Origin of the sequence: Anaerotignum sp. (genome assembly GCF_040307045.1) — a bacterium.
Taxonomy (GTDB): Bacteria; Bacillota; Clostridia; order Lachnospirales; family Anaerotignaceae; genus Chakrabartyella.
This window is the reverse complement of sequence record NZ_JAWRKF010000004.1, coordinates 192,970-210,816: the sequence shown is the minus strand read 5'-3', so window position 1 is coordinate 210,816 and position 17,847 is coordinate 192,970. Positions and strand designations below refer to the sequence as shown.

Genomic DNA, 17,847 nt, shown 5'->3' with positions numbered 1-17,847 from the left:
GAAGGAGGCGCAATCATGAAAGCCATTATACTGGCAGCAGGCTATGCGACAAGGCTTTACCCTTTAACTTTGCATAAGTCTAAGGCTTTGCTTCCGATTAATAAAAAGCCTATTATTGATTATATTATTGAAGAAATGAACCATGTAGATGGACTTGATGAGATTTATGTGGTTACCAATAGCCGTTTTTATGACCAGTTTTTGGACTGGGCAAAAACAACAACAAGTAGAGTGCCGATCTGCATTTTGGATGATGGAACAACAGACGATAGTAATAAACGAGGGGCCATTGGGGATATTTCATTTGTTATCGAGCAAAAGAAAATCGATGACGAGTTGATGGTAATGGCGGGGGATAATTTCTTTACCTATTCATTGCGAGACTATGTAGATTTTTTTCATGAAAAGGAACGAGACTGCGTTTGTGTTAAGGTTTGGGAGGATGATACCTCTCTTTCTCAATTTGGCATTGCTCTTTTGGATGAAAAAGGAATGGTGCTTGATATTGAGGAAAAACCAAAACACCCGAAATCTAATACGGTTGTGTTTGCCGCATACTTATATAAAAAAGAAACCGTACCTCTTTTTGATACCTATTTGGCAGAGGGAAACAAGCCGGATGCACCGGGGAATTTTCCGGCGTGGTTATATCACCGAAAGGAAGTATATGCCTATACATTCTCTGGTGAATGCTATGATATTGGTACCCCAGAAAGCTATCATGAGGTATGTAAGATTTTCGAGGGTTAAGTCCGACGCAATTGCGGCGACTGATAGGGAAAGGGCCGCTTGATGCTCTCCCGTAAGGAAGTAATTAAGTTGCTTCTTTATGAGAGTGCGTCCCAGCGGCTTTTTCATGTTGCGGAGAAGTGGCCATTGAACCGTTTCTTTGCGACTGAAAAACAGCATAGCAAAAATATTTAGTATCTTTGTAAAATCGTTATGGAAACCCTAGGGATTTGGCGAGGGAAAAAAGGAGAAAAACCATGGAGTGGATTGAAGTTTTTGTATCGGTAAGCCAAACAGGGCTAGAGCCTGTTGCAGGTGTATTATATGAATGTGCATTGACTGGACTTATGATTAGTGACGAGGCGGACTTTCAAGAGTTTTTGGAAGCCCCCAATAGGGATTGGGACTATGTTTCAGATGAGTTGGTGGAAGAAAAGAAAAACCTAGAAACAGGGATTACTTTTTTCTTAAGAGATAACCTGTATGGAAGAGAACAGTTGGCACAAATTAAGGGTGCTTTGTCAGTTCTCAAGGAGCAGGAAAAAGAACTGGATTTGGGTTCCTTGGAAATGACCATGAAAAATGTACAGGAGGAGGACTGGGCAAACAGCTGGAAAAAATACTTTAAGCCGTTTCCTGTTGGTGATAAAATTATGATTAGACCCTCTTGGGAGGAGTTAACAGAGCCCACTGATAAAGTGGTATTGAAAATTGATCCTGGCCATATTTTTGGGACAGGCACCCATGAAACAACACAGCTTTGTCTGCAATTAATTGAAACTTACTTGCAAAAAGATGACATGGTTTTGGATATTGGATGTGGCAGTGGTATTTTATCAATTGCTTCTCTTTTGTTGGATGCAAAGGAGGCGGATGCCGTTGATATTGATCCCAATGCAATTGAAATTGCTTATGAGAACAGCGACATGAACTATATTCCCAAAGAGAAGTATCATGTTTGTGCAGGAAATATACTGGAAGATGAAGCCCTTCATGAAAAATATAGTGGCAAGAAGTATGATATGGTAGAAGCCAATATTGTTGCAGATGTGATTATTATGCTGACCAAAAAAGTTCCCAACTATATCAAGGATGGGGGTATTTTCCTTTGCAGTGGTATTATAACAGAGCGTAAAGAAGATGTGTTAGCAGCCTTGTCCATAGAGGGATATGCTGTGTTGGAAGTGAAGGAGAAAAAAGGTTGGGTAGCCATTGCGGCTAGATATGAGGGATAAGATATGCCGAAATTTTTTGTTGAATCTCATCAAATACAGCAAAACTATATTCATTTAATGGGGGAAGATGCGAAGCATATTAAAACCGTTTTACGCGCCCGTGAAGGGGAAGAAATTACGGTTTGCGATGGTTTGGGGACTGATTATTTTTGCCGTATTATCTCTTTGGAAGAAGGAGTGGTTGGTGAAATAATTCGCCAAGAGAAGTGTGTATCTGAGCCAAAAACAAAAATCACTCTTTATCAGGGGTTACCAAAAGCTGATAAAATGGAACTAATTATCCAAAAGTGTGTTGAATTGGGTGTGGACCGAATCGTAGCGGTTTCTACAGAAAGATGCATTGTAAAGCTGGATAAAAAGGAAGAAAAAAAGCTAGAACGCTGGCAGAAAATTGCTGAGGCCGCAGCCAAACAAAGTGGCCGAGGTAAAATTCCTGAAATTGCACCAAAGGTTTTATCCTTCTCTCAAGCTTTGGCAGAAGCAAAAGAACTGTCGGGAGCAATCATACCTTATGAAAAGGAAGCTGATAGGGGCATTCGTTCCTTTGTAGCCGGATTTTTTGGGGAAGATGTGGGCGTATTTATTGGGCCTGAAGGTGGTTTTACGGAAGAGGAGGTACAATCTGCTGTGGAGGAAGGGGTATTACCTATTACCCTTGGCAAGCGGATTTTACGGACAGAAACAGCGGGTATGACTTCCATAGCCATTCTGTTGTACGAATTAGGGTAAGGAGGGCGTAACATGATTTACTTGGATAATGCCGCAACAACAAGGGCTTTGCCTGCTGTGGCAGAAAAAATGACTTACATGTTGTGTGAACAGTTTGGAAACCCCGCCTCTGTAAGTGTTATGGGGTTGGCTGTAGAAAAAGAAATTCGTCATGCTGCCCAAGTTTTAGCCCGTGGTATTCACTGTAAAGAAGATGAAGTCTTCTTTACAAGTGGTGGCACCGAGGGCGATAATTGGGCCATATTGGGCACAGCGGCTGGATATCGCCGCCATGGGAAACATTTTATTACAACGCAGATTGAGCATCCGGCTGTAAAGAATCCCATGAAGGCCTTGGAGGAAGATGGCAGCCAGGTGACTTGGCTTTCCGTAGATAAAGAAGGGCATATCTCTCTGGAGGAGTTGGCTGAAGCCATTCGCCCCGATACGGTATTGGTTAGCGTGATTTTGGTAAACAATGAAACTGGGGTTGCGCAGGATGCGGCGGCCATTGGTAAGCTGATCAAAGAGAAGAATCCTCAGACATTATTTCATGTGGATGCCGTACAAGCCTTTGGTAAGTACCCAATCGATGTGGAAAAAATGAAAATTGACCTATTGACCATGAGTGGACACAAAATTCACGGCCCCAAAGGTGTGGGTATGTTATATATGCGTAAGAACACCAAGGTAAAACCCATGATTCTTGGGGGTGGTCAGCAAAAGGGTCAAAGAGCAGGTACAGAAAATGGTCCTGGGGTGGCGGCGTTAGGCGTAGCTGCTGAGGAAGCATTTAACAATCTGAAAGAAAGCATTACCCATGTGGCTCAGTTGAAAAAGGCTTTGGCAGAAGGCATTTTGGCAATGCCCAACACACAGATCAATGGTGATAGTTCAGATTTAGCCAGTCCCTATGTTTTGAATGTAACATTTAAAGGATTACGCAGTGAAGTGTTGCTTCATGCCCTAGAGAGCAAAGGAATCTTTGTTTCCGCTGGTTCTGCTTGCGATAGCAAGAAAAAAGTGGGTAGCCCTGTGCTGACTGCAATGGGAATGCCTTTTTCAGAAATTGAGGGTGCCATTCGCTTTAGTTTCTGTCGTTATAACACCATGGAGGAAATAGAAACTTGTTTAGGGGCATTGCAAGAGTTGGTGCCGTTTTTAAGAAAATATAACAGATAAAAGGGGATAGTTATGGCAGAAAAGGTTTTAATTGTAAAGTACGGTGAGATTGCTATGAGAGGCAATAATCGTTATATTTTTATTAACCGCCTAATCTCAGCAATCCGCAGGAATATTGACCCACTGGGTAATTATTATGTGGTGAGAGACCCAGGCAGATTGATTGTGGAAGATAGGGGCGGGGAGCTAGATTATGACTTACTGATCCCTCGTATTGAGCCTATCTTTGGTTTGGTTGCTGTGTGTCCCGGCGTTAGGCTGGCAGGCATGACTCTAGAAACGATTTTAGAGGAGTCCTACCGCCATATGATGGAGCTGTATGGTGATAGAGAGGTTTCCTTCAAAGTGAACACAAGAAGGGCAAATCAGGGCTTTACAATGCCATCTATGGAAGTGAATGCAGAAGTTGGGGGGTATTTATTAGAACGTATGCCTAACTTAAAGGTAGATGTTCATAAACCTGACGTCGTATTAAACATTGAAATTAGAAACAGCGTTTATCTTCATTCTAAAGTGGTAAAAACCTATGGTGGTTTACCTTATGGTAGCTCTGGCAAGGGTGTTAGTCTTCTTTCAGGGGGAATTGATAGCCCTGTTGCAACTTGGATGATGGCAAAACGTGGTGTTGAGGTGGAGGGGGTCTACTTCCATAGCCCTCCCTATACCAGTGAATGGGCAAAGGAAAAGGTTATTGACTTGGCAAAAAGAATTGCTGATTTTACGGGGGAATTCCGCTTGTATGTGGTACCTTTTACAGAATTACAGTTGTATTTGTTGGATAATGTTGCCCATGATAAGCTGACAATTCACTTAAAACGCGCCATGATGCGTGCAGGTGAAATGATTGCAAAAAAAGATGATGCTATGGCGTTAATTACTGGTGAAAGCGTTGGTCAGGTTGCCAGCCAAACCATGCAGGGGATTTATGCCATCAATGCTGTTTGTGAGATGCCTGTACTTCGTCCATTGGCGGGTATGGACAAGCAAGAAATTGTTAATCTTGCCCAGAAAATCGGGACCTTTGAAATTTCCGCAAGACCTTATGAGGATTGTTGTACCGTCTTTGTGGCAAAGCATCCTGTAACCAAGCCTAGATTGAGCTTTATCGAGAAGTCTGAACGGCGATTGACAGAGCTTGACCGTCTTTTGGAAGAAGCCGTTCAAAAGGCAGAAATTATTGAATTATAATTCAAGGAAAAAGAAAGGTGGTATTTACAAGTTATGTGAATACCCCTTTTGTTTACCTAAAAATGATTTTGGCGGGGAGTACATCCACTAGGAGGGACAAGATGTTTGCATCGCAATGGGGCAAAAAAGCATTTATAAAAATTATGTTGTTTTCGTGGACGGGTATTTTGTTTCCTTGGTTTTCCTTTGATCCTAAGGAAACGGGCTATTGGTGGGGGTTTTATGGTTTACAGTATGTAATGATTCAAATGATACTGTTAGGGGTATTTTGTAATGTGATACCCAAGAAAGAAAGTTTTAAATCCCTACTTCCTATATTGATTGAAATCTGCTTGATTACCATTCCAATTTGTTTGATTTGGCAATTAATGACATGGCATATGCTAAATGTTACGGGTGAAATCAGCCTATCCATAGGCTTAAGAACAGCGTATCCTTCTTTCTGGATAGCCCTTGCCCTTACATTCATTCCAGTTGTTGCTTATCCGATTTTAAAAGGGTGTAGAAGGGATGAAACCCAATAAAGTATATAAAAGAAAAAAGACCAAGTCATTTGACTTGGTCTTTTATATCGTGGTTAATTGTATGTCATTTTTCTTCGATTAGGACAGAACGTAAACAGTTACGTTTTGAACTCCCCAAGAAAATGCCTCATTCTTTGTTTCATAACAAACATCAACACGGTTCCCTTTGATTGCACCGCCTGTATCTGCAGCAATGGCAACACCATAGCCGGGAACGTAAACCTTACTACCTAAAGGAATTACGCTAGGATCTACTGCTACAACACCTTTTGTTGCTCTAGCACCCGTTGCTGTGATGCCGTTACAACCAGCATCATAAGGTGTATATGCTGTAACCTTTGATTTAATTGCTTTTTTATAAGTCATGCCGTCAATGACGTTGGAAGCTCCAATTTCAATGATTTCGTCTACTGTACTTGTGATAACTTTCGTTTCTACAAACTCTGAACTTACTAATTTGTTGCCATGGTACACTTCTTTGTTTACCGTAGAAGTTTGACCTTCCTGACCTTCTTGAACAACACGACGTTCACCGGGTTTTAATTCGGTAGAAGCCTTTTCGATTGTTTTGTAAGGTACAACGTCGGTAGTAGCAACAATTTTTTCAGTTACTGAGGTGAGAGAGATGGTCATCATGTCTGTTACAGCGTCTGTCTCGTTATAATCTTCTAAAAGATATTCGGAGTCGATGGTTGCTGAAAGTTCTTCTAACAATTCACCAACAGTTTCGGAATCTGTGGATACCATACGAGGTACACCATCCAGATTAACGATTACAGACTGTGTATCTAGTTTGCTGTAAGCAGAGGCCGAGCCGCAGCCAATCACCAATATAAATACCACGATAGCAAATACTCTAAGATGCGTTTTCATTTTTTCCTCCTTGAACACCACCCGGTTTGCCAATTTTGTGGGAACGGGCAAAAGGGTTGTTCCTCTCGTATTTATGATAGACATATAGACTTTTATGCCTTTGCCCAACCCCTTTTAGGGAATGAGCCGCAGTCGTATTTACACGGGGGAGTCGTCACTTCCGCATGCTTTTTATTTACGCTTTTCAAACAACTGCAAAAAATAAAGACATATCGTATGGATATATCTTTAATCTACAAGTAGTATATTAACACATTTGTAACATTTATGCAATGTTTTTTTAAAAGAATAAATTTTTGGCATTTTTACCAGTGATTTCAGCCACTTTTTGTGGCGTAGTTTCTTTGATTTCTGCAATTTTATTCACAATAAATTCTAGATTTCTGGAGTCATTACGCTTTCCGCGGTTGGGTGCAGGGGATAGATATGGGCTGTCCGTTTCGATTAAAATTTTCTCCAGTGGGATTGCTTCCACCACTTCGATTAATTTTTTTGCGTTTGGAAAGGTTACAACCCCCCCAATACCGACATGAAAGCCCATTTTTGTATATTCCACCGCCATTGGTGCCGCACCGGAATAACAGTGAATTACACCACGGCGAACGTTGCTGGATGCCATAATATCAAAGGTTTCTTTAGAAGCATCTCGTGAATGAATTATTACAGGTTTGTTAACAGATTCTGCAAGGCGTAACTGTTGACGGAACCAAAATTGTTGCAATTCTCTGGGATGGGTATCATAGTAGTAGTCCAAACCAATTTCGCCAATGGCAACAACTTTTTTATGCTCGGAAAGCCGACGGAGCTCTTCGATGGTCTGAGATGACATATTATATAATTCATGGGGGTGAATACCCACAGAGGCATAAACATAATCATAGCGTTCCGCAAGGCGGATGCTCTGTTTTGAACTTTTCACATCGCAACCTACATTCACCACGTAGTCTATACCGCAAGAGGGGAGAAGCCCCAATAGCTCCTCCCGATCCTCCTTGAATCTTCTGTCATCAAAATGTGCATGGGATTCAAAATACATTAGCTAATACCACTTCCGCTGGGGAAATCTTTGCTTTCTGTGGTCAAAAGACTCAAATTGCCGTTTCCGTCGTCGGCGCAAAGAATCATTCCGTATGACATTTCACCCATCATTTTTCTAGGCTTCAAATTATAAGCAACCACAACCCTTTTGCCTACCATTTCTTCAGGGGTATACCATTCCTTAATACCAGAGAAGATCACTCTTTCTTCTTCGCCCAACTTAATTACGTTGCGGAGAAGTTTTTTGGAGCCTTCTACAACGGAGCTTGCGATTACTTCGCCAACCTTAAGCTGTACCTTGCAGAAATCATCGATGGTAATTTCAGCGGGGTATTCGGGTTCTTCGTGTTTCTTTTTATCTTCTTTCTTTTCCTCCTTGCCTTGATTTGCAACGGCGGTAGCCTGAGAAGCCTTAATTGCAGCTTCAAGCTCTGCCAGTTCTTTTTTCATATCAATACGGGGGAAAAGGGTTTCACCTTTTTCTACTTTAAATTCAACAGGCAACAAGCCCCATTCTTTTGACATCTCCCAATCCACGATTTTTTTATCCATATTATACTGTTTCCATATTTTCTCCGGAGTATTGGGGATAAAAGGCTGAATTAAAATAGAGATAATTCTTACGCTTTCGGCAACATGATACAAAGAATTTGCCAATTCGCCTTTTTTGTCTTCATCTTTGCAAAGAATCCAGGGCTGTGTTTCATCAATATATTTGTTGGTTCTACGAATCAGATTCCAAATTTCAATTAATGCATCACTAAAGAACATTTTTTCCATAGCTGCTTCCACTTTTTCGGCAGTAGCCACAGCCATACCTTCTAAATCTGCATCAAAATCTGTCTTGCTGCGTACATCAGGCAATGTACCACCAAAGTACTTTTCAATCATACCCACGGTTCTGGAAACCAAATTGCCCAAGTCATTTGCCAAGTCGGCATTAATTCGCTGAATCAACGCTTCATTATTAAAGTTACCATCCTGACCAAAGGCAATTTCTCTAAGGAGGAAGTAACGGATTGCATCTACACCATATTTTTCTACCAATACGTTAGGGTCTACCACATTACCAACGGATTTAGACATTTTACCACCGTTGATTACCAACCAGCCATGACCAAAGATCTTTTTAGGCAAAGGCAAATTAAGAGCCATCAGCATTGCAGGCCAAATGATGGCATGGAAACGTACGATTTCCTTGCCTACAACGTGGATATCAGCAGGCCAGAATTTTTGATATAAACTATCATCTTCAGAACCATATCCCAACGCAGTGATATAGTTGGAAAGGGCATCAATCCAAACATAAACAACATGGCCAGGATCAAATTCAACGGGAACACCCCACTTAAAGGAGGTACGGGAAACAGCTAAGTCTTCCAGGCCTGGCTTCAAGAAGTTATTAATCATTTCGTTCTGGCGGGTGTTTGGCTGTAAGAATTCTGAGTTTTCTTCCATGTATTTGAGGATACGATCTTGGTATTTGGAAAGGCGGAAGAAGTAGCTTTCTTCTTTTACCAATTCAACGTCACGTCCGCAGTCGGGGCACTTACCATTTACTAGCTGGTGCTCAGTAAAGAAGGACTCGCAGGGTGTACAGTACCAACCTTCATAGGAACTTTTATAGATATCTCCTTGATTGTAAAGCTGTTTAAAGATTTTCTGAACAGCTTTTACGTGGTAATCGTCAGTAGTACGGATAAATTTATCATAGGAGATATTTAATGTTTGCCAAAGGTCTTTGATACCAACAACGATTTTATCGATATATTCTTTTGGCTCCATGCCCTGGCTATTTGCGATACGTTCTAGCTTTTGACCATGTTCATCAGTTCCTGTAAGGAACATAACGTCGTAGCCTCTTAGCCTTTTGTAACGAGCCATAGTATCTGTTGCTACGGTACAATAGGAATGACCGATATGCAGTTTATCACTGGGATAATAAATGGGGGTGGTGATATAAAATTTTTCTTTTTCCACTGTGTTCTCTCTCCTTTTTTTGTGTTATCAATATGGCGGCACTTGTCCGTTTTTTGCTGAAGAAACACAAGAAATATAACTACAGCATAAAGATGCTTAATCATATTTCCTGTTGTACAGCTTGTGCTAAGCACAGCTTTTTATTTCATTGGCATTCAGTTGTGAAGCTCTATAAATAAAAAAAACGTCCTTTATACAAAAATACAAAGGACGATGATTCACCGTGTTACCACCTTAATTTGTCTTTTTTTCACAAAAAAGACCTCGATAGGTACAGCTGTACCCTTGCGCTTTAACGGGCGCACCCGTCGCAGCCTAAAGAGTGTTATCTTTCGGTGCGCGGCTCTAAGACCATTTTCAACGGTTGCTTCTGTACCTTTTTTCAGCTAAGGCTTTAACACCTTTAAGGCTCTCTTTCACATAGCGTGCCGTTTACTCTTCTTTTCATAGCCAGTTTGTCATATAACAGGATTTTACTATATCTTCAAGGACTCGTCAATAAAAGAAACCTTGTTTTTCAACTTTTTTGGGCGGATGCGGAAGTATCACCCTAAAATACCTTAAAGGTTATCCTCTTTATACGCTATGGGGCGTAAGAATAAACTTACACCTCAGTTGGAACTAATCTTTTTATTAAAATTTTGGATTATTTTAGTTTGTCAGGGTTTAAAACTTCTAATTCAGGTAAAACGAAAATACCGTCTTTGCGAATTAATTTGTCATCAAACCAAATTTCGCCGCCGCCAAATTCAGGAGTCATAATTAAAACCAAATCCCAATGGATTGCAGAATGGTTGCCGTTATCAGCGTCTTCGTAACAATTACCAGGGGTAAAGTGAATACTTCCGCTGATTTTTTCATCAAATAAGATGTTGTTCATAGGCTTTGTGATGTAGGGGTTTACGCCAATAGCAAACTCACCAACATACCTTGCACCTTCATCCGTGTTAAAGATTTTTTCCAAACGTTCTTTGTCGTTGCCATCTACGTCCACAATTTTACCTTCTTTGAAAGTTAGCTTTACGTGTTCAAAGGTAAAGCTATTGTATTCCGATGGAGTATTATAGGTAATCACACCGTTAATGGAATTTTTAACGGGGGCAGTGTAAACCTCGCCATCAGGGATGTTGCATCTTCCGGCACATTTTACGGCGGGAATATCTCTAATGGAGAATGTTAAATCTGTATCTTTGGCAACCAGGCGAACTTTATCTGTTTTATTCATCAGCTCTACTAAAGAATCCATGGCTTTACTCATTTTGCTGTAATCTAAGTTACATACATTAAAATAGAAATCCTCAAAATCTTCTAAGCTAGTGTGTGCTGACTGAGCCATGGAGTTTGTTGGATAACGCAATACAACCCATTTTGTATGGGGTACACGAATACCGTGGTGAACGGGGTCTGTATATAAGCGATTTTGCAAATCAAGTTTTTCATTGGGCACATCTGCTTGCTCTGTGATGTTATCCTCACCACGAACGCCAATAAAGGCATCCATTTGCTTCATTAAGCGGCCATCAACTTCAGCCATAATTTTTTGTTGATCCTCTGTGGCACCTAAAAGCAATTCTCTTTCCAAAGAATTGGTCATGACCTGTAAAAAAGGTGTACCCCCCACTTTATAGACTTCTTTGATAATTTGCTTTACCAAGGGCGTAGGGTGAATCCCATTACAATTGATAAGAATTTTTTCACCTTTTTCCAAACGACAAGAGTAATTTACTAAGTTATATGCTAATGTTTTGATTCTTTCATCCATTTTAGTCAGCTCCTTTGTTTATCAAATACGTACAGGTAGTATTTTACACTTATTTCAATATATATGCAAAAAAAATATACAGTAATTTGACAAACCCCTAAAAAAGCGGATACAATAACCATATATTTTAAAGAAGCATCAAATATAAATGTATCTTAGAACAGTTATGAAGAATTGGAAGTTTGTAGGACGATTTCAAAAAATTAGCGTTGTAAATGGAGTCATGATCAGTATAATAGAACAATATGATACAAAAGATTGGGGGGTTTTTGGTGCGCGTGGCAATACCCACTAGGGATGGAAGAATAGAATCTGTTTTTTCTAGGGCTGAAGAATTTACCATATATGATGTGGAAATTGAATTGGTAAAATCGAAGGTGATAGTACCAATAGGGACGAAGGAGTTTGGAAATTTTTTAATGGATGAGGCTGTTAATGTAATGATTTGTGGCCGAATTCGCTCTGGCTCAAGAAATATATTACGATTAAAACGTGTTGAATTAATTTATGGGGTTAGCGGTGAAGCTGATGACATTATGGTTCGCTATTTAAGTGGCGAACGTCTAGGTGATATAGATGAAAATGCATTTTGGAGTAAGGATGAAGAAGGGTTGGAATAATATGGTATTAGAGCGTTTTTTTCCTGATATTTATGTGAAATCTGTTTATGAATTACCAATAGAGGCGCTAAAAGCAAAGGGTATCAAAGGTTTGGTTTTTGATATTGATAATACAGTGGCACCTTTTGACATTACTGAGCCCGATGACGATTTGATTGAATTATTTATATTTTTAAAAAAACAAGGATTTCGTTTATGTATTCTTTCCAATAATAATAAAGAGAGAGTTCAGCTGTTTAACAAAAACCTAAAAACATTGGCAGTGCATAAAGCAGGTAAGCCAGGGGTAAAGAAATTAAAGCTTGCTTTGGAAAAATTGAAATTATCTCCCCAAAATACTGCAATCGTAGGAGACCAAATTTTTACAGATATGTGGTGTGGACATAAGGCTGGTCTTACCTGTATTTTAACAGCACCAATCTGCAATCGGGATCAGCTTGTAACAAAGGTAAAAAGAGGCATGGAAAAACAAGTGTTAAAGGTATATTTTAAACGGGAAAGGAAATAAAAAATAATAGAAAATGCCCGATTACACTAAGTTTTTATTGAAATCTATGGGCTTTTACATTAAAATGTAAAAGGATATGCTTATTTTTCATAAAAGCAAGCATGATAGGTTAACGGACGACGGTAAGAACACAGTATAAACAAGGGTCTTACTCAAGAAAACAGAGGGAATATAACCCAAACTGATTTCCAGGCGTTTTGAAAAACGCTGTCTGTTATAAATACAATTTTAAAGAATTGTAAAATGAGTCTATGACTGAAGTAACGATTTTGAGGAGGAAATACGAATGATTTCTGCAGGTGAATTTAGAAATGGTGTAACAATGGAATACGAAGGCGCGCCTTATGTGATTTTGGAATTCCAGCACGTAAAACCTGGTAAAGGTGCTGCGTTTGTACGTACAAAAATTAAAAACTTAAAAACAGGTGCTGTTTTGGAAAAAACATTCAGACCTACTGAAAAAATGCCAAAAGCACATATCGATAGACAGGATATGCAGTACCTGTATAACGATGGTGATTTGTATCACTTCATGAACTCCGAAACTTTCGACCAGATTGCAATCAATGCTGACGAAGTTGGCGATTCTTTGAAGTTTGTAAAAGAAAATGATGTTGTTAAAATTCTTTCCTACGATGGTCAGGTTTTCGGTATCGAGCCTGCTTTGTTTGTTGAATTAAGAATTGCAGAAACAGAACCTGGATTTGCTGGAAACACAGCGCAGGGTGCTACAAAGCCAGCAATCTTGGAAACAGGGGCTCAGATTCAGGTACCTTTGTTCATCAATCAGGATGAATTGGTTAAGATTGATACAAGAACAGGTGAGTATTTAGGTAGAGTTAACTCCTAATTTTGAAAAGATATGCTTCTCGTCAATGTATCGTCATTGATGAAACAGGAAGCCATAAGTAGAATACTATTTGTGGTTTAGCAGGTCTTAAAAAAATCCTGAAAGTATTGAAAAAGGGGGCTTTTTGACATGGAATACTTTGAAAAAAAAATCACTTATCTTCGAGGTATGTGTGATGGAAGCGGCTTTGATGAAGACAGCAAAGAAGGCAAGGTTTTTCACGGCATATTAGATATTTTAGATGATATGGCGTTTATGCTGGAGACTTTCATGGATGATGAAGATATGGAATGTATGGATGATTGTGATTGTGGAGATGGGGAAAGTGAACCAATTTTCTTCTATTCTTTCATCTGTCCCAACTGCGGCGAAGAAATTGATGTGGATGAAGAAACAATGGAAACAGAAACGGAAATTCAATGCCCCAAATGTGGAAATGGCATTCCAATGGGAACTGCAGATGTGGATAAGCTTAAATTCTAAAAGTAAAAAGGTTCGGCTTTTTGCCGAACCTTTTTTGCTTGTAGATGAAGGATATTATTGCCATTGTATTAAAAATATGGTAAAATAAGTTGGTTTTGTTAAGGCTTTGATGTAATTGAAGCCTATAAAAATCTCATAGGAAGGTTAAACTGGAGAAAATAAGTTTTTTGAACAAATGGTTTACCTGGATTATCTATTTTTGCCGTTGGGTATAGCATATAAAATGGGGAATGAAGTTCTCCCTTGGGAAACCAAAACCGCTTTTACAGCTGATGACTTCTGCTAATTTTAATGGCAGAGGTGTCAGCTTTTTTGTTGCCTTTGCAAGAGAGGAGTAATGTATGGTATCATCATTGGCATTTATTTTTTTAGTTGGGCTATTTTTTGCAGCAATATTTGCAAAGCTAAAGCTTCCCCGTATTATTGGAATGTTGTTTGCTGGTATTTTGTTGGGGCCTTATGTACTGAATTTGTTGGAGCCCATAATATTGGAGGTGTCCCCTGATTTAAGGCGAATTGCACTGATTATTATTTTACTGAAAGCAGGGTTATCCTTAGATATTGGGGATTTGAAAAAGGTAGGTCGTCCTGCGGTTTTAATGTCTTTTGTACCCGCTTGTTTTGAGATTATTGGATTTATATTGCTTGCACCCATGTTTCTTGGGTTATCAGTGGTTGAAGCGGCATTAATGGGCACTGTTATAGCGGCAGTTTCTCCGGCAGTTATTGTGCCTAGAATGGTTCATTTGATGGAACAGGGATATGGAACGAAAAGGAGTATCCCTCAGCTGATTTTGGCAGGAGCATCGGCAGATGATGTGTTTGTCATTGTTCTTTTTTCTACAATTTCAGGGTTGGCACAAGGCAAGTCTGTTTCAGCATTAAGTTTTGCAGCTGTACCTATCTCTATTGTTTTGGGCATTATCCTTGGGGGTATTGTTGGCTTTATACTTGCAAAATTTTTTGAGATTGCGCACAGAAAAGGCAGACATATACGTAATAGTTCGAAGGTTGTAATCCTATTGGGGTTTGCATTTATTTTAGTCAGCATGGAGCAGTGGTTAAAGGGAATCATGCCTCTATCAGGGCTTCTGGCAGTTATGAGTATGGCCATTGTACTACAAATGAATAGTGTAAATAGGGTGACAGAGCGTCTTTCAGAAAAGTTAACAAAGCTCTGGATTGGTGCAGAATTAATGCTTTTTGTTTTGGTTGGCGCGGCAGTAGATATTCGTTATGCAGCAGAGGCAGGGTTTAGCGCAGTTTTGTTGATATTACTTGCGTTGTGCTTCCGTGTATGTGGTGTGTTTATTTGCCTATTGGGTACCCATCTAAACAAAAGGGAAAGGTTTTTTTGTATGATTGCATATATGCCAAAGGCAACAGTTCAGGCGGCTATTGGCGGTGTGCCCTTAGCAATGGGGTTGCCTTGCGGCAGACTTATCCTTACGGTGGCTGTTGTTTCTATTTTGGTTACTGCACCCTTGGGAGCCTTTGTTATCGATGCAAGTTATAAGAAGCTTCTTTCTCAAAAGGAATAGAGAGTAGAAGAAACTAGGAATACGGCTGTTTTGAAAAATAAAAACAGAAATACTTGTATAAATTACCATAAAATACAGCCGAATAAGCACATGATAGGGAAAAATACTGAAATGAAAATTTTGTATTGACAACTGTACATTTTCATCGTAATATTTATCCAACAAACCTATGATGGAGAAGAGTACTTTCAGAAGGAAACAACAGAGAGCTGCCGGTGGTGGAAAGGCAGTGTGGATTTTTGGAAGGAATGGCCTCCAGAGGGCGAGCAGAACATTGAGTATGCAAGCCGGAGCAGATACTCCGTTAACAACGAGGACATATGTTAGTATGTCATGAGAGGGTACTTAATTTTGTACCAAGCCGGGTGGCACCGCAGGAGTAAATGTTTACTCTTGTCCCTGCAAAAGTAATTTTGTTGGGACAGGAGCTTTTTTTGTATCGAAAATTAGTTTCTGACTCCCAACGGGCATAAAAACTGTCCTATATAGAGAGGAGAAAAAATATGAAAAAGAATGAAATCCCTTACAAAATTTATTTGGATGAGCAGGAGATGCCAAAGCAATGGTACAACGTGCGGGCAGATATGCAGAAAAAACCGGCACCTCTTTTAAACCCAGGAACATTAGAGCCTATGACAGCGAAAGACTTGGCTGTTGTATTTTGTGATGAGTTAGTGGATCAGGAATTGGATGACTCCACTGCATATATTGATATTCCTCAAGAAATTTTGGATTTTTATAAGATGTACCGTCCGTCACCCTTGGTACGTGCTTATTGCTTAGAAGAAAAATTGCAGACACCGGCAAAAATTTATTATAAATTTGAAGGCAATAATACAAGTGGTAGCCACAAACTGAATTCTGCTATCGCTCAAGCGTACTACGCAAAAAAACAGGGCTTGGTGGGTGTAACCACAGAAACAGGTGCAGGACAATGGGGAACAGCCCTTTCTATGGCGTGTGCATACTTGGACTTGGATTGTAATGTTTATATGGTTAAGGTTTCCTATGAGCAAAAACCTTTCCGTAGAGAAGTGATGCGCACTTATGGTGCCAAGGTAACCCCATCACCCTCTATGACGACAGAGGTTGGTAAGAAGATTTTGGCAGAGCATCCGAACACAACAGGCAGCCTAGGTTGCGCAATCTCTGAGGCGGTGGAAGTTGCCGTAGGTCGTGAGGGATACCGTTACGTATTGGGTAGTGTGCTAAATCAGGTTTTATTGCACCAGTCCATTATTGGCTTGGAGGCAAAAGCAGCTTTGGACAAATATGGTGTAGTGCCTGATATTATCATTGGTTGTGCTGGTGGTGGCTCAAACCTCGGCGGACTTATTTCCCCTTTTATGGGTGAAAAGTTAAGGGGTGAGAGGGATTATCACTTTATTGCCGTCGAGCCTGCTTCTTGCCCTAGTTTGACACGGGGCAAGTATGCTTATGACTTCTGTGATACTGGTATGGTAACCCCCTTGGCCAAAATGTACACCTTAGGAAGTGGATTTATCCCTTCTGCCAACCACGCAGGAGGTTTACGCTATCATGGTATGAGCCCTATCGTGTCTGAATTGTTCTATCAAGGATTGATGGAAGCTCGTGCCGTTGAGCAGACGTCAGTGTTTGAAGCGGCAGAAATGTTTGCCAGAGTGGAGGGGATTTTGCCGGCACCTGAAAGCTCCCATGCCATTCGTGTTGCCATTGATGAGGCTATGCGTTGCAAAGAAAATGGGGAAGAGAAAACAATCCTTTTTGGTTTGACTGGCACTGGTTATTTTGATATGGTTGCCTATGAGAGGTTTAATAATGGAGAGATGAATGACTATATTCCTTCTGATGAAGATTTGCAGAAGGGTTTTGCAGGGATTCCTGATATCGCCCAGAATAGATAATGTAACGGCTAGAAAACGGCATCATAAAGTGTCAACATGGATTAACGAAAACACCCCACCTATAAGGTGGGGTGTTATTGGATTTGTGGTTGGGGGGATTTTTTTGCCAAAACACGAGGGAACTGGAGTATCAATTCATGTGAGTGATGAAAAGCTAAAATGAATGAATAATAATAAAATGAAAATGAGCAGTAACTGAGGTGAAAAGATGAAATTTACTCCAAATGCACTTACAGTAGCTAGAATAATTGGCTCTGTGTTTCTTTTATGGGTAAAGCCCCTTTCAGCCGAGTTTATATTGATATACTTATTTTGTGGTATAACGGATGGTTTAGATGGATTTATTGCCAGAAGGTTTCAGCTTGCCTCGCCCTTTGGCGCTACGCTGGATAGCGTTGCTGATTGCTGTTTTATCCTAATTACATTGATTAGAGTCATTCCCATTATGCATTTGCCCCTGTGGGGTTTGTTTTGGTTAGGTGGAATTTCACTAATCAAGGGCAGCACTTTATTCATAGGGCTAATGAAATATAGGGCATTGGCTTTCCTCCATACATACTTAAATAAGGTGACTGGGGGGGTGCTCTTTGCATTTCCTATTCTGTATCTCCCTCTTGGCATGAAACTATCCATTGTTTTGCTTTGCCTAGTTGCTTCCATCGCCGCTATTGAGGAGTTGGCAATTAATATTGTGCAAAAAGATTTAAAGCGTGACCAAAAAGGATTTTTTTTCAAATAGA

General features: G+C 40.1%; 16 protein-coding genes, 1 pseudogene, 1 riboswitch and 2 other annotated features. Of the genes and pseudogenes, 13 read left to right on the top strand and 4 right to left on the bottom strand.

Annotated elements, in window-relative coordinates:
* The first annotated feature begins 15 nt into the window (after positions 1-15).
* From ABVZ64_RS03150 to ABVZ64_RS03125, 6 genes are all read left to right on the top strand, one after another.
* Entirely contained in the window at positions 16-750 is a 735-nt protein-coding gene (locus tag ABVZ64_RS03150; protein WP_352399601.1) for a nucleotidyltransferase family protein, read from the top strand.
* A gap of 236 nt (positions 751-986) precedes the next feature.
* The gene (gene prmA, locus ABVZ64_RS03145) at positions 987-1,964 is read left to right on the top strand and encodes a 50S ribosomal protein L11 methyltransferase (RefSeq protein WP_352399600.1); all 978 of its coding nucleotides are present in this window, start codon (positions 987-989) and stop codon (positions 1,962-1,964) included.
* Between the two features lie 3 nt (positions 1,965-1,967).
* Entirely contained in the window at positions 1,968-2,693 is a 726-nt protein-coding gene (locus ABVZ64_RS03140) for a 16S rRNA (uracil(1498)-N(3))-methyltransferase (protein WP_352399599.1), read from the top strand.
* 12 nt (positions 2,694-2,705) lie between these two features.
* On the top strand, positions 2,706-3,854 hold the full coding sequence (locus ABVZ64_RS03135; protein WP_352399598.1) for a cysteine desulfurase family protein: 1,149 nt from the start codon (positions 2,706-2,708) through the stop codon (positions 3,852-3,854).
* Positions 3,855-3,866: 12 nt separating this feature from the next.
* Positions 3,867-5,042: a tRNA uracil 4-sulfurtransferase ThiI gene (gene thiI, locus ABVZ64_RS03130; protein ID WP_352399597.1), complete on the top strand. Its 1,176-nt coding sequence runs from the start codon at positions 3,867-3,869 to the stop codon at positions 5,040-5,042.
* Positions 5,043-5,143: 101 nt separating this feature from the next.
* The gene (locus ABVZ64_RS03125) at positions 5,144-5,566 is read left to right on the top strand and encodes a hypothetical protein (protein WP_352399596.1); all 423 of its coding nucleotides are present in this window, start codon (positions 5,144-5,146) and stop codon (positions 5,564-5,566) included.
* A gap of 78 nt (positions 5,567-5,644) precedes the next feature.
* On the opposite strand, the gene ABVZ64_RS03120 is transcribed toward ABVZ64_RS03125, so the two are convergent.
* From ABVZ64_RS03120 to ABVZ64_RS03105, 4 genes and pseudogenes are all read right to left on the bottom strand, one after another.
* The gene (locus ABVZ64_RS03120) at positions 5,645-6,439 is read right to left on the bottom strand and encodes a G5 and 3D domain-containing protein (protein ID WP_352399595.1); all 795 of its coding nucleotides are present in this window, start codon (positions 6,437-6,439) and stop codon (positions 5,645-5,647) included.
* Positions 6,440-6,719: 280 nt separating this feature from the next.
* Positions 6,720-7,475, bottom strand: coding sequence for a TatD family hydrolase (locus tag ABVZ64_RS03115; protein WP_352399594.1), 756 nt, complete (start codon positions 7,473-7,475; stop codon positions 6,720-6,722).
* Positions 7,475-9,472, bottom strand: a pseudogene (gene metG / locus ABVZ64_RS03110) (methionine--tRNA ligase); the annotation flags it as partial. The pseudogene metG and the gene ABVZ64_RS03115, both read right to left, overlap by 1 nt.
* Before the next feature lie 188 nt (positions 9,473-9,660).
* Positions 9,661-9,914 (bottom strand) — a binding site (T-box leader).
* 189 nt (positions 9,915-10,103) lie between these two features.
* On the bottom strand, positions 10,104-11,219 hold the full coding sequence (locus ABVZ64_RS03105; RefSeq protein ID WP_352399593.1) for an aminopeptidase: 1,116 nt from the start codon (positions 11,217-11,219) through the stop codon (positions 10,104-10,106).
* Positions 11,220-11,491: 272 nt separating this feature from the next.
* On the opposite strand from ABVZ64_RS03105, the gene ABVZ64_RS03100 reads away from it, so the two are divergent.
* From ABVZ64_RS03100 to ABVZ64_RS03070, 7 genes are all read left to right on the top strand, one after another.
* Positions 11,492-11,839 (top strand): NifB/NifX family molybdenum-iron cluster-binding protein, encoded by a 348-nt coding sequence (locus ABVZ64_RS03100; RefSeq protein ID WP_352399592.1) that lies wholly within the window; start codon positions 11,492-11,494, stop codon positions 11,837-11,839.
* A complete protein-coding gene (locus ABVZ64_RS03095; RefSeq protein ID WP_352399591.1) occupies positions 11,820-12,347 on the top strand; it encodes a YqeG family HAD IIIA-type phosphatase in 528 nt (175 codons plus the stop codon). The genes ABVZ64_RS03100 and ABVZ64_RS03095 overlap by 20 nt, the downstream gene beginning before the upstream one ends.
* Before the next feature lie 286 nt (positions 12,348-12,633).
* Entirely contained in the window at positions 12,634-13,197 is a 564-nt protein-coding gene (gene efp / locus ABVZ64_RS03090) for an elongation factor P (protein ID WP_352399590.1), read from the top strand.
* A 129-nt stretch (positions 13,198-13,326) separates the two neighbouring features.
* On the top strand, positions 13,327-13,680 hold the full coding sequence (locus ABVZ64_RS03085) for a CD1247 N-terminal domain-containing protein (RefSeq protein WP_352399589.1): 354 nt from the start codon (positions 13,327-13,329) through the stop codon (positions 13,678-13,680).
* 217 nt (positions 13,681-13,897) lie between these two features.
* A riboswitch (Fluoride riboswitch) is annotated at positions 13,898-13,969 on the top strand.
* A gap of 52 nt (positions 13,970-14,021) precedes the next feature.
* A complete protein-coding gene (locus tag ABVZ64_RS03080; protein WP_352399588.1) occupies positions 14,022-15,221 on the top strand; it encodes a cation:proton antiporter in 1,200 nt (399 codons plus the stop codon).
* A gap of 160 nt (positions 15,222-15,381) precedes the next feature.
* Positions 15,382-15,625: a binding site (T-box leader), on the top strand.
* Positions 15,626-15,724: 99 nt separating this feature from the next.
* Entirely contained in the window at positions 15,725-17,107 is a 1,383-nt protein-coding gene (locus ABVZ64_RS03075) for a TrpB-like pyridoxal phosphate-dependent enzyme (protein ID WP_352399587.1), read from the top strand.
* Between the two features lie 208 nt (positions 17,108-17,315).
* The gene (locus tag ABVZ64_RS03070) at positions 17,316-17,846 is read left to right on the top strand and encodes a CDP-alcohol phosphatidyltransferase family protein (RefSeq protein WP_352399586.1); all 531 of its coding nucleotides are present in this window, start codon (positions 17,316-17,318) and stop codon (positions 17,844-17,846) included.
* Position 17,847 lies beyond the last annotated feature (1 nt).